Here is a 14,186-nt window from a genome sequence, read left to right on the forward strand (position 1 = left end):
ATATACCACGAATGTTGAATGGAGCTGGCCTGTGGTCAAACCCATACATGAAAGCAATCAGCGCTGAAAACGCCTTCCTTATTTGAACAGGACTGCCACAAAATCAAATTTTGTCCTGAAGAAAGCGGAATAAGGTCTTTCGGAAAAAAAGCTGGATTTTTGAACCAAACATTACTGTTGTTGCTGCGGTTACCAAACAAATGCCAAGCAGAATTACATAACCCAGATAATCGCTATTAAGCCATTGGTTTAACAAACGACCGACGATCAGTGTACCTACGATCAATATCATCAAAAACATAACAAAACCGACAGTGTAAAAGAGAACCGGTGAAGTCAGCTTGGAGACGGTTGTGTTAATCACTGTTCTGATCCCGTTGATCTTATCATCCACGAAGGAAGTTACAGTGTCAATCATCTTATGTTTGATTGCCTCCGGTCTCAACACAGCCACAACTTTGGCAACTCCTTCCTGCGCCTTTTCTACAACCGGATCATTTTGCTCTGCTTCTCTGCGGACAATTAAAACTGCATGATCATTGGGTTTGATGGCCATACCATCAGATTTTGCATAAACCTTTGTGAATTCAGCTCCGAAATAAAGAATAATAGAGGAGTAATATATCCAGGTCAATAAAATTACAATGGAAGCAGAAGCCCCGTAAGTCGCTCCCAGATCTGATTGCCCCAGATAAAAACTGATGCCAAACTTACCAATTGCAAAAAGGACAGCGGTAAATCCTGCCCCTACAAGGCACTCTTTCCAGCGGACTTTCCCATCCGGAAGAATTTTAAAAATCACTGTGAAAAGCGCAGTAATAATTGCCAGTACCAACGCTACATTTAAGATAGAGAATAACACCACCGAACCTTCGGAAAAGTAGCGTTCCAACCTGCTGCTAAGTAAATCTACCATCGCATTGATCCCCAACGACACAATCATCAGGAATCCCAGCGTGATAATCACCGAAAAGGAAAGTAACCTGTTTTTCAGGTATTGGAGCCAGCTTTTCTTAGGTTTTGACTTGATGGACCAGATGTAGTTAATAGAATCCTGAATTTCTGCGAACACCGCTGTAGCACCAATGGCCAAAGTTACAGCACCGATGATAGCCGCAGTAGACGACTTATTGGTAAGGGCAGCATTCTTTACAATTTCCTGAACCTGAAGGGATGCTTGGCTCCCCACAAGGCCACTGATCTGGGCATATAATTCTCCTTCGAATGCTTCCTTGCCAAAGAAAATACTTACAATGGAAATTATCAGCAACAACAAAGGCGCCAGAGAAAAAATGGTATAATAGGATAACGCGGCAGCGAGCTTCATACAGTTATCCTCTATGAACTCTGATAAACTATCCTTAAGAAGAGAGATAATAAATTTGACCTTTACCATATTTTGTGCTGCTTTTTCTCGTGTAACCAGGTGTAGATATTACGACCATTCTCCCTGTGGGGATAAAAATTATGCCAGAATCGGGTAAATCGGATCAGACCCGCGGCTAGTACGGAAATGACTCAAATCAGCAAAATATAAAAGTTATTTACTCGTATTGGCTTTTATGACCCTGATGTAGTATCGGTTATCGGGCTGAAAGAGAAAGGAAGAATCATTTTTAACTAAATGACTCGAGAATATGTGAAAGTTCAGGAAATGAGATTGGTTTGTTCAGAAAGCCTTTGAGCTCTGCAAAGGACTTCGCCCGAAGATAATCCTTGTCGTCCAATGATGAACTTGACAAATATATGACAGGGCTATAGTCTTTAATCGACAAAGTCCTTAGTGCTTCCAAAAATTGCCAACCATTCATTTCGGGCATGTTAATATCCAGAAAGATCAGTTCTGGCAATACATTTACGGTTTCCGAAAATTCTGCTATAAATTCTGCTGCCATGCGACCGTTTGTATATTGTTGGACAACATTATCGGATGGCATTTTTTGAATCAGCTTATTCAGTAAAATCTGGAATATAGGATCGTCGTCGATTATAGCTATTTTCATACGCAATGAAAGGAATGTCCGAAGTTATTAAATCTTAGAATCACATAAAACCGTTTTCAAAAGAATCAGACCAAACAATAAAATTATTACTATAAAACAACAATTTGTTGTACAAATAATACTAGTATTACGACATTATCCGAATTTAGAATTAATAAAACTAATTAAATCAGGGCAAAATATATAACCAGTGCACTCCGATCCGCAGCCTTGTGTTAAGTTCAGGATTGTTTGTCAGGCAATATCAGCCAAAAGCATGTCCCTTTTCCAGGTGTGGATTCAGTTAGCAGCGCACCACCATGGTTTGATACAATCCTTCTGCATAATGCTAAGCCAATGCCTGATCCGGGATAGCTTTTGCGACCATGCAGTCGTTTGAATATTTCAAAAATCTGATCGGCATATTGCTTTTCGAACCCTATACCATTATCCTGAACACAAATTCGATAATAGGTAGCAAAAGGATGTGGAAATTTGATATTGGCTTTTACCAGATCAGCCGGGCAAATGTCACAGGAAATGGAGATTACAGGAGGCTCGTGAGGTTTGGTAAATTTAAGACTATTACTGATCAGATTATAAAACAACTGGTTCATCTGAAGACTTACAGCCTCAACAGATGGCAACTTATCCAATCGGAATACAGCGTCCTTTTCCTGAGCGACCAATTCAAAATCAATGAACACGTTCCGGACAATCAAATTCAGATCAATAAGGTGAAAAGGAGATTCGGATTTAGATAATTGTGAAAAGTCCAGCAGATTGATAATTAACATTCTCATGCGTTCCGCTGATGCAAATATTTTCGACACAAGGTCCTTGGCAGGCGCTGAGAGCATATCATCCGAGGAAAGCATGTCTGTAAAAACCTGGATCTTTCTCAATGGCTCCTGCAAATCATGACTTGCAACATACGCATACTGGGCCAGCTCTTCATTTGAACGCACCAGTAATTCATTAGTTCCGGCCAGTTCGTAATTGGCCAGCTGCAATTCTTCTGTCCGTATATGAACCTGCGCTTCCAGAGCTGCTTTTAAATCCTGTTGTACGGTAATATCCTGCGCGGTACCCACAATCCGGATCGGATCGCCTTCTTTATTAAAATGAACTTTTCCGCTGGAATGTACAACACGCGTTTGATCATCAGGACTACCAGCAAGTTTATATATTTCATCGAATCTTCCGTTATCGGCAGTAGCCTTTGACAAAGCAATCCCTATCCTTTCCTGATCATCAGGATGCACATGCGACAAAGCCCCAAGGTCTGAGTCCGGCAACGCGCCACCGAGCCAGTTTTTCAGCCTTTCTGAATATACGACAGTGTCTGTAGCCAAATCTACAGTCCAGGTGCCAAGCTCGGCGAGCTCAATTGCATTTCTGAAAGCAGCTTCTTTTTGCTCCAGTTCATACTGATGCAGCCGATCAGACGTAATATCCTGTGCCGTGCCTTCAATCTTATAAGGTTTGCCTGCTTTGTCAAAAAACGATCGCCCTATGGCACTGATTATTCTTCTCTGGCCTGTCTGCGGACTAACAACCGTGTATTCCTCCCTGAACCAGCCATCTGACTCTGCGTCCTGCGTACGAAAAAGCGCATCAAGTACACGTGAGCGATCTTCCTCAAGGATTGACTGGATAAAAACATTGATATCTGCCTCGGCCATCTGAACGCCGAACCACTCGGCCATTCTTAGAGCCAGCGTGGTTCTTCCATCGGGAAGATAAACCGTCCAGTTCCCCAATTCTGCCAGTTCTACAGCATTATTGAGAATAATCTCCTTCTCTTCCAACGCCTGGTGTGCAAGTATTTGGGGCGTTACGTTGGCAGACACCTCCAAAATACCATAAACCTGATCATCCTCGTCACGAAGGGGCTTGTAAGTGAAATCAAAATAGTGTGTAACGACCTTACCATCTATATCAATAACGGCCGGGGCACCGGTTGCACTGTAAGATTCACCTGATGTGTATACGTGATCTAAAATATCAAGAAATGGCTGATCCTTTAGTTCTGGCATGGCTGCAAGCAGGGGCTTTCCAATTACAGAATCATCCTTTCCTATAAACTTCAAAAATGTTTCATTAGCCACCTCTATTTTCATTTCTTTCCCGAGAAACAAACAGGTTGCAATAGGAGCTTCTTCAATTAATGACCTGAATCTGGCCTCACTTTTTTCCGTAGCTTGTATGGCTAGCACCTGCTCTGTAACATCCACGGCCATATCAATGATCCCATAGACCTGCCCCTTGCTATCAAAGAGCGGCTTATACGTAAAATTGAAATAGTACGTGGACAATACTCCGTTAACAATCAGATCTGCCGGAGCTGCTGTGGAAGAATAAGCGACTCCTGTCGTGTAAACCTGATCGAGTATATCAAAAAAGGGTTGTCCAACGAGCTCAGGGACTACCTCACCTAACGGCCTGCCAATAACTGAACTGTCTTTGCCCCATACACTGATCATCTTGTCGTTGGCCACTTCAATTTTGAATTCCCGGCCTGTAAAAAGGCAAGTCGCAACGGGAGCTTGTTCGATTAAAGAACGAAACCTGGCCTCACTATTTGCAATGGCTTGGTTGGATATCTCACGACTGGTTACTTCAGTAGCAAGCGTCATCACACCCGTCACTTCTCCGCTATCATTCCTGATAGGTGTATAAACAAAATCGAAGTATGCTTCTTCCAATACCCCCTTCCGCTTCAATATAGCCAGTGTAGCTGCGCCGAAGTAGGGAATACCTGTGTCATATACGTCCTGCATCAGCTGTATAAATGGTTGCCCTTCAAGCTCAGGAAGTATCTGTAAAATTGGCCAACCGGTCATATCAGCACTTTTACCCCATATTTCAAACATGCGGTCATTCCCAAGTGTAATCACCATATCCCTCCCCTCCGCCAGTGCTATTCCCATAGGCGCCTGTTCGAATATAGTCCGAAATCTGGATTCACTTTCACGAAGTGCAATTTCAGTCCTTTTATTATCTGTTGCATCCGTTGCATGTATGATAATACCGGCTATTGTTCCGTCTTCCTGAATGTCTGGTGTATATACAATACTCAACCATCTATCTGTACCAATTCTGTTAGGGGCAGGCATTTCAAAGCTAACTTGCTCGCCTGCATATGCTTTTATCAGACGGGGATATATCCGTGCGTAAGCCGCTTCGCCAATAAAGTTCCTGACATGCACACCAATGGCCTCTGTTTCACCAACACCGTACCATTGCATGAATGTATTATTGTAGGATTTATAACACTGCCGATCATCAAGGTAGAAAATCATAGCAGGTACAGAGTTGCTTAGAAACTCGATAAACTCCTCACTTTCAGTTGCCTGCTGCTGGGCTTGGTGCCGAATGGTAACATCCCGTGCCACCCCCCCTAAACGCTGCACCTGACCTGCCTCGTCGGTATAGGAAGAACCGGTAAAATGAACCCAGCGTACAAGATCATCTGCACCTACTGTCCTGTAGGTAGCATCATAGGCTCCGCCATTTTCACCTCGTATTGCAGCGTTAAGTAATGCCGTTACATAGGGTAAATCTTCCGGATAGATGTATTGATAAGATTGATCGAAAGGTATGGCATGCTGCTTTTCCAATCCGATCAGCTCGCAGCAACGATCGTCCCAATACACCATATTGTTGGCAATATCAACCTCCCAGATGCCTATTCCAGCTACACTTAACGCAGCCTTGAGTTGATCTATATCCTGGGAAAAAGCATGTGTCCTGCGCTCCGGCATAATTCTTAAAATAACAAAGTCCTGGATCTTATATCGATCACGATATAAAGCTATCTGCTTTTCAGCGTATTTCCATATGTCCCCGAATTTTACTTATGTGGGCTACAACTTATAGGTTTAATAGGATTCAATGAAAGCCGTAAGTGATCTGCATTAGCATGATTTGATGATAATATTTTTACAGATAAAGACTTTCCAAACACAAAAAAATCCGCAAGTTCACTTCATAATGACCTGCGGATTTTCGATTGATCGCATATTTATATATTTCCGGACTACCTACAGCAGATACTCAAAATGTATCGGGAATTCGTTAATTCTTTTTCCTGTAGCATGATAGATCGCATTTGCGATGGCTGGCGGCATGCCTACCAGTCCAATCTCTCCTACCCCTTTTGTTCCCAGTTCATTGATCACAGAATCATGTTCTTCAACAAACATAACATCCAGATCATGAATATCGGCATGAACCGGTATATGGTACTCAGCCAGGTTCTGGTTCATGTACTTGCCCAGTCCGTAATCACTGATCGTTTCTTCCCTTAAAGCCTTGCTGATACTCCAGACCATACCTCCCAAAATCTGACTGCGTGCAGTTTTCGGATTGATTATTCTGCCTGCAGCAACAGCTGTAAGCGCTCTGGTCACATTAATGATTCCCAGCTCTTCATCCACTTCCACCTCAACAAAAACTGCGCTGTGCGCTGCCCGAGAGTATTTTTTCAGCTTAAAAACATTAGGTACAGACAAATTCGTCGTCTTTATTGACCTGCCGTTGTTAAACGCAATAATGTCTATGAATGATACAGAACGTCCGGGGTCGGATTTAACTTCAATACGTCCATTTGTGAATACTGTATCCTCTAGCTTCGTTCCCTTTAACAGGCTATCGGGCATTTCAAGCGCTTTTTTGAATAATTTTTTTCTCAAAGCCTTGCTAGCCGCTAGTATAGCCGATCCCACCGTAGAAGTTGTAAATGAGCCACCTTGTATGGGCGCAAATGGCTTTTTACTGTCACCATATAGAAAATCGACGTCATCCATAGCCATCCCAAACTCATCTGCTGCAATCTGCGCCATAATCGTTTTTGTTCCCGTACCGATATCAGTCACTGCGCTTTTCACAACCAGCTTTCCTTCTTTATTAATTTTTGCCTCTGCACGGGCTGGCAAATGATTGGCTTCCCATATTCCTGTCGCCATTCCGTAACCTATCAGCTTATTCCCTTTGCGCATCGAACGTGGTTGTGGATTTCTTTTTTTCCAGCCAAATTTTTCAGCTCCTTCCAGGTAACACTTTCTCAATTCCTTACTACTATATGGACGCCCCATGCTCTCGTCTGTTTCGGCATAGTTGATAAGACGGAGCTCTACCGGATCAATATTGAGTTTATATGACAATTCATCCATGGTACTTTCAATGGCATGAAGCCCGGTGCTACCTCCGGGAGAGCGCATATCCAGCGGGCTATACACATCCAGATTGACAAGTTTGTATTCCATCAGTGTATTGGGAGCAGGATACAACATATGTGCCCAATTGACTACAACTTCAGTGTAATCTTCGAAACGCGATGTTTCCGCAACAGCCCCATGATTCATAGCTGTCAGCTTTCCGTCTGCCTGTGCACCAAAGCGGGTATGCTGAATAGTCGGTGGTCTGTGACCAAAAGTAAACATCTGGCTGCGGTCAAGCGTTACTCTTACCGGCTTCTTCAAATGTAAAGCAGCCATAACACTCATAAAAAGCTGGTATTGAGGCCGCAATCCTGAACCAAATGCTCCGCCAACGTAAGGCGAAACAACCCTCACATCTTTGTAATGGAGCCCGAAGACATTTCCGACATACAACTGACTATTGACGGTGCCTTGCGTTTTGTCATAGATAGTTAATTTACCATCCCCTTCATAAATGGTGGTGGTTGCAAATAACTCAAGCGGATTGTGGTGCTCGGTACCATGTTTGTATTTGGCAGAAACCTGGGCAAACGAAGCATCAAATGCCTTCTCGAAATCGCCCTGCGGCTTCGGTGGTGGGGGTTTCAGCATCGTAGCCATACCCACAGCCGGAGCATGTGCATTGTGCAGGTTTTCTTCCAGATTGATCGTAAAAGTATCAATACTGTAACTTACTTCAATGAGTGCTGCTGCATGTCGTGCAATTTCAAATGTTTCAGCCACAACCAGTGCAATGGGCTGCCCGTTATATAAAACTTTATTATCGTAAAGCGGTCTGAAGGGCGAGCCCGGAGGAGCGTCCATATCAGAATACATTTGATTAAACCAAGCCAGATCCGGTCTGTTCTCATGTGTAAAAATGGCTATCAGCCCTGGAAGCAGTTCTGCCTTATCCGTATTAAAAGCTTTAATTTCGCCCTTGGTAATGGTGCTGTTAACCACGTAACCGTATAGTAGTCCGGCAATGTTATAATCTCCGGAATACCTGGCTGTTCCTGTAACTTTCAAAGGTCCTTCCAACCTGTTGATCGATTGTCCTATTGATGATGAAATTGGCATAATTCATGATGAATGAGATGAAAATTCAGCACCTTGGTGAAGGTACTGTAACCTGATAATTTCCTGTTAACAGGATGGCTGCGCTCCGGGAAGCTGAGACAGCGGATCAAGTGCCATCATACAGTTCCTTACGATTGCCCTTTTGGCCAGCTCTATCTTAAAGCTATTATATTCATAACCAATTGCTGAGACTAATGCAATCTGCGCTGCTTGCTCAAAATGTTCTCTGATCGGCTCCTTGTCCCTAAGATACATTTCAGCCTCCACAGCACGCCATGGTTTGTGCGCCACACCTCCCAGTGCCAGCCTGGCTTCTGCGATTATTCCGTTCTGCAAATCAAAACCAGTTGCCACCGATACGAGTGCAAATGCATATGAATTGCGGTCTCTTAACTTCAAATAAGAATAATGGTTAGAAAAACCAGTCGCCGGAAGATCAATGCTTGTGATGACCTCTCCATCGCCCAGATTATTATCGATATGTGGAGTCTCACCCGGCAAACGGTGAAATTCTGTAAAAGCTATGGACCTGTCTCCTTTTGGCCCTGTAAGATTTACAACTGCATCAAGAGCCGACAAAGCAATACACATATCCGAAGGAAAAACAGCAATACATTGCTCACTGGTGCCCATAATTGCCATGATACGATTGTATCCACCAATTGCTGAACAACCTGATCCAGGCTCTCTTTTGTTACAGGCCGTATTTACGTCGTAAAAATAATAACATCTTGTTCTCTGTAGCAGATTACCGCCATTGGTTGCCATGTTTCGTATCTGTGCTGAAGCACCAGCGAGAATCGCACGTGACAAAAGCGGATATCTGTCGGCAATCAGAGGGTGGTAGGCGGTATCGGCATTGGTAAGCATAGCACTGATTCGAACCCCTCCATTTTCAAGTTCAGTAACTGACTCATCACCCAATTGATTGATATCTATCAGAACATCGGCATTGGTGATATTGTATTTCATCAGATCAATCAGGTTCGTTCCGCCTGCAATGAACCTGGATCCGGATTGTTCACTGTTCTTCCGAATTGCAGCTTGCAGATCCGGCGCCTTTACATATTCAAAGTGATTCATAGTTTGCCTGCATTTTAACGTCCATGATTGCATCAATAATATTGGTATTTGCGCCACAACGACACAGGTTACCGCTCATTAGCTCCTTCACCTCTTCACGTGTGTTGGCCTTGCCTTCCTCCAACATACCTATAGCACTGCAGATCTGACCGGGCGTACAATAACCGCATTGAAAAGCGTCACGATCAATAAACGCCTGCTGTAAAGGATGAAGCTTCTCTGGTTTACCAATCCCTTCGATGGTCGTAATTTCTGATCCGTCTTTCATAACGGCCAGCGTCAGACAACTCAGTATTCGCTTACCGTCGCACAGCACCGTACATGCCCCGCACTGGCCATGATCACATCCTTTTTTTGTTCCGGTCAGATCCGCATGTTCGCGCAGTGCATCCAGCAGGCTCACCCAAGGAAGTAGCGTTAGATCACGCCATGCTTCATTGATGTTTAATCTGACTACTTGTGACGATAAACCTTTAAGCTCAGAGGTACCGTCTGTTTGCAAGTTTGACTTCATTCGTTTATCCGTTTAAAATACATGGGCCACCAAGTATAAGAAGTGTGCCAAGTGAAATAATGGGCTCGGACTATCCGAAATCTATGCAGCGCATATCAGGTAGAAATATTACAAGTAAAATCAGTAAGTCCACAAAGTGAACAAATTCATTATTAGTTAATTTATTTTCAGCAGGCACGAATATTGTTAAACAACCGCCAAATAAAATTTGAATTTTATTGAGAATAATTTGAAACTATAGCATAGTACTACCTAAAAATATATTTACTTTAAGATTAGCAAATAGCGTAATTGGGCGATGTAGAAATAGTTTTATATATTTTGCCGTCTGTATTGTACAATATATATCTAAACCCCATTTTTCTGAATAAACAGACACTACTATCATGCAACCTGAAAACGAGAAAGAACGTCTTGAAGCTTTAAAAAACTACCATATACTTAATTCCTTAAATGAAGAGGAATTTGATAGGATTACTGAACTGGCATCTATCATTTGTGATACGCCAATTGCTCTTATAACGCTCCTGGATGAAAAGCGTCAATGGTTCAAATCGAAAGTTGGTCTGGAAATCAATGAGACTCCCAGAACGATTGCGTTCTGCCAGCATACAATCATGCATAATACCCTGTTCGAGGTGCAGGATGCTCAAAATGACATTCGGTTTAGTAATAATCCGTTGGTAACTGACGAACCACATCTTCGATTTTATGCCGGATACCCGCTTACTGACCCATCGGGATATAATCTGGGAACAATTTGTGTCATTGACCGGGTACCCAAATATCTCTCTGATAAACAAAAAAGAGCACTGCAATTACTGTCTAAGGAAGTAATAGGGCTTATTGTAGAGCGCAGACAAAAAGATGAGCTGAAAAATTTTGAAAACCTGTTCCAACTATCTCCGGATCTGATATGTATTGCCGGAACAGATGGCTTCTTACGAAAAGTCAATCCTGCATTTCAGCAGCTGATAGGGATTGATTCAAATCTGTTAACGACTACGTCTCTGTTTGATCTGATACATCCTGACGACCACCCGGCGGCGACCGAAAAGATCGACACTATCCGCAAGGGAAATCAGGTTCAAAATTTTGTTACCAGAATACGTGCTTCAAACGGGGGATATAGAAGTATTGAATGGGCTGCATCGCCAGAAAAGGGCACCGAAAATCTGTTTGCGGTTGGTAGGGATCTCACAGAGGACTTGATCAGAGAATTAAAACTTTCTGACAGTGAATCGAGGTTACGCGCATTTTTCGAAAACTCCCTGGGACTCATGAGTACCCACGATCTGAAAGGAAAATTTTTGTCAGTAAACCGCGCCGGTGCCAAAATGCTGGGATATTCCTCTGAGGAATTGATTGGCCAGACATTGTATGATCTCATTCCCAAAAGTAGACATGCTGCACTGAGTGCCTATCTCGAACAGGTACGCAGGGAAGGATCAGCGCAGGGACAGGTGACTATGATTCACAAAGAGGGATTCAGACAGACTTGGATGTTCAGTAACGCACTGGAGAAGTCAGCAGACGGAGAGATATATGTGATCGCGAATGGACTCGATATTACTGAAAGGTTTGAGATGGAAACAAATCTGTATCAAACAAAAAAAATGCTGGAAGAAACCAACCAAATGGCCAGAATAGGCGGTTGGCAAATTGACCTGGATAACCAGAAACTCTACTGGACCTCTGTAACCAAAGAAATACATGGCGTAAGTCCTGAATTTGAACCAGATATCAACACCGCCATTAACTTTTATAAGGAAGGTGAAAGCCGGGAAATAATCAGGGTCGCTGTTGATAAAGCATTAAAAAATGGCACTCCCTGGAGTCATGAATTACAGATTGTAGACAAAAACGGCCATGAGCTGTGGGTGAGAGCGATAGGGAAAACAGAATGGAAAGACGGTGTTTGTCATCGGCTCTACGGAACTTTTCAGGATATTGACGATAAGAAGAAAATCCAGATTGAGGTTCTTAAATCAAAGGCAATTCTATCTGCTTTTGTCGAACACGCTCCCGCTTCGGTAGCTATGTTTGATACGCAAATGAGGTATATCGCCACGAGTAATAAATGGCTCGAAGATTACCAGCTGCAGGACAAAATAGTGGTTGGCGTTTCACACTACGACCTTTTTCCGAATATCTCTTCGGAGGGTAAGCAAAGACATCAGCGCATTCTTGCCGGAGCCGTTGAGAGAAATGACCAGGATTCCTTTATTCGGGTCGGCGATGCAAATCTGCGTTACGTGGCGTGGGAAATGCGCCCCTGGTATCAGCTCGACGGAAGCATTGGGGGCATTATGATTTTTACACAGGATGTTACAGAAGCAATACAGCAACGTGAGCAGCTCAGAACAGCTAAAACTCTGGCTGAAGAGGCCAGCATGGCAAAATCAGAGTTTTTGGCTAACATGAGTCATGAGATCCGAACACCGCTTAACGGCGTGATAGGTTTTACAGATCTTGTTTTGGAAACTAAGCTCAGTGATACTCAGCAGCAGTACCTGACAATCGTCAACCAGTCGGCCAATGCGTTGTTAAGTATTATTAATGATATTCTGGATTTCTCTAAAATTGAAGCCGGCAAACTCGAGCTGGATATCGAACGGATCAATCTGTATGAACTAAGCGCGCAAACTATAGATATTGTCGCCTATCAGGTTCAGAACAAAGGATTGGAAATGCTATTGAATCTTCCATCCGACTTACCTGACTATATTTGGATTGACGTTGTCAGATTAAAGCAGATACTTATCAATTTGCTCACTAATGCAGCCAAGTTTACTGAAAAAGGTGAGATAGAACTGGGCATCACCACCAAAAGTCGGGATGAAAACAGCTCCACGTTACGCTTTTCTGTCAGAGATACCGGAATAGGAATCAAGCCGGATAAGCAGAGTAAAATTTTTGAAGCTTTTTCACAGGAAGATGGTTCCACTACAAAAAAATATGGCGGAACAGGCCTGGGTTTGACCATATCTAATCAGTTACTTTCCATGATGGGTAGTCAGTTGCAAGTTGAAAGTATTCCCGGGAAAGGCAGTAACTTCTTTTTTGACATCACTGTACAATCTGCTAACGCGGAACCAGATTTTTACGCTAATCTCAATGAAATTAAAAGTGTCCTGATCGTCGATGACAACGAAAATAACCGTCAGATCATCGCCGATATATTAGCATTAAAAGGTATCAGTTCGCTACAGGTAAAGAATGGTTATGAAGCCATACAACAACTTGCATCCGGAAAACATTTTGATGTAGCACTGATCGACTATCATATGCCTTATTGGGACGGCTTGGAAACGATAGGAAAAATAAGACAATTAGCCGGCCATGCTCACAAAGATTTGCCTATTGTTTTACTCTGGACTTCTTCAGATAAAGAAATCGTTAAATCTGAAAGCGAAGCACTTGCTGTATCACAAAGATTGATAAAACCTGTGAAAGTAAAGGAGCTGTACAGCGCCCTGGCTCAGCTACACAATCCTGCTCCGGAGACCATCTCCACTGTAGATGTGCTTACGGATACAGCGGCTAACGCTGAGGAATATAGCATTCTGATCGTTGAAGACAATCCTGTCAATATGCTGCTGGCGAAAACCATATTGAAAAGAATTCTTCCTAATGCCATCCTATTGCAGGCAAACAATGGCATTCAGGCCGTTGATTCTTGCCAGAGGGTTTGGCCGGATCTGATATTGATGGATATGCAAATGCCTGAAATGAATGGGCTGGAAGCCACCCGGCAAATCCGTCTTATGAACAAGGGTCGACTTCCGATTGTTGCATTAACAGCCGGAAATGTGAAGGACGAAAGAGAAAGATGTCTTCAAGCAGGTATGGACGATTTTATGGTGAAACCCATCATAGAGAAAGTGCTTCGAGCTATGCTCAGTAAGTGGCTTGGCTACGGAACCTCCGAAAACCCATCCAGCACTGATGCTGCTGCTGCATCCGACGTTCATTTTGATCGCGATCAGCTTACCAAATATGCTGGTAACGATCCGGAAATTGTTTCGGAAGTGATACAACTGGTTAAAAATGAGCTTACTGATTCTTTGGAAAAATTAAAAACAGGCCTTGACAGAGAAGACCTGGGTTTAATTAAGAGCATAGGACACAAACTTTACGGAACTTCCGCTACCGCAGGACTTCATGTCATAGCAAAAATGGCAATGCAACTGGAGCATTCAAAGGCATTTGATTACACAACAGTAAAAGAAATCTATGCACAGTTGACACAGGAAATACAATATGTCATTGCTCTTCTGGAACCGAAAAAATGACCATCAATGATGCTTTTGAATATCAACT

The 14,186-nt window shown here is 43.0% G+C and carries 7 protein-coding genes; 1 reads left to right on the forward strand and 6 read right to left on the reverse strand.

Going from position 1 to position 14,186, the window contains the following annotated elements:
- Window positions 1-103 precede the first annotated feature (103 nt).
- The 6 genes from AC1XUE_RS04510 to AC1XUE_RS04535 all read right to left on the reverse strand — a co-directional run bounded on the left by AC1XUE_RS04510 (window position 104) and on the right by AC1XUE_RS04535 (window position 9,863).
- Window positions 104-1,396 (reverse strand): YihY/virulence factor BrkB family protein, encoded by a 1,293-nt coding sequence (locus AC1XUE_RS04510; RefSeq protein WP_483354736.1) that lies wholly within the window; start codon window positions 1,394-1,396, stop codon window positions 104-106.
- A 220-nt stretch (window positions 1,397-1,616) separates the two neighbouring features.
- The gene (locus AC1XUE_RS04515) at window positions 1,617-2,003 is read right to left on the reverse strand and encodes a response regulator (RefSeq protein ID WP_483354737.1); all 387 of its coding nucleotides are present in this window, start codon (window positions 2,001-2,003) and stop codon (window positions 1,617-1,619) included.
- 221 nt (window positions 2,004-2,224) lie between these two features.
- Window positions 2,225-5,749 carry a PAS domain-containing protein gene (locus tag AC1XUE_RS04520; RefSeq protein ID WP_483354738.1) on the reverse strand — a complete coding sequence of 1,175 codons (3,525 nt, stop codon included), beginning with the start codon at window positions 5,747-5,749 and terminating at the stop codon, window positions 2,225-2,227.
- A gap of 279 nt (window positions 5,750-6,028) precedes the next feature.
- A complete protein-coding gene (locus AC1XUE_RS04525) occupies window positions 6,029-8,266 on the reverse strand; it encodes a xanthine dehydrogenase family protein molybdopterin-binding subunit (protein WP_483354739.1) in 2,238 nt (745 codons plus the stop codon).
- A gap of 66 nt (window positions 8,267-8,332) precedes the next feature.
- Complete coding sequence (locus tag AC1XUE_RS04530; RefSeq protein ID WP_483354740.1) at window positions 8,333-9,349, reverse strand: FAD binding domain-containing protein; 1,017 nt, start codon at window positions 9,347-9,349, stop codon at window positions 8,333-8,335.
- The gene (locus AC1XUE_RS04535; RefSeq protein ID WP_483354741.1) at window positions 9,336-9,863 is read right to left on the reverse strand and encodes a (2Fe-2S)-binding protein; all 528 of its coding nucleotides are present in this window, start codon (window positions 9,861-9,863) and stop codon (window positions 9,336-9,338) included. The genes AC1XUE_RS04530 and AC1XUE_RS04535 overlap by 14 nt, the downstream gene beginning before the upstream one ends.
- A gap of 386 nt (window positions 9,864-10,249) precedes the next feature.
- Here AC1XUE_RS04535 and AC1XUE_RS04540 point away from each other — a divergent pair, with 386 nt between their 5' ends.
- Window positions 10,250-14,158, forward strand: a complete 3,909-nt coding sequence (locus tag AC1XUE_RS04540; RefSeq protein ID WP_483354742.1) for a PAS domain S-box protein — start codon at window positions 10,250-10,252, stop codon at window positions 14,156-14,158.
- The last annotated feature ends 28 nt before the right edge of the window (window positions 14,159-14,186 follow it).

It is taken from the genome of Dyadobacter sp. HNCC25DJ187 (assembly GCF_056895255.1).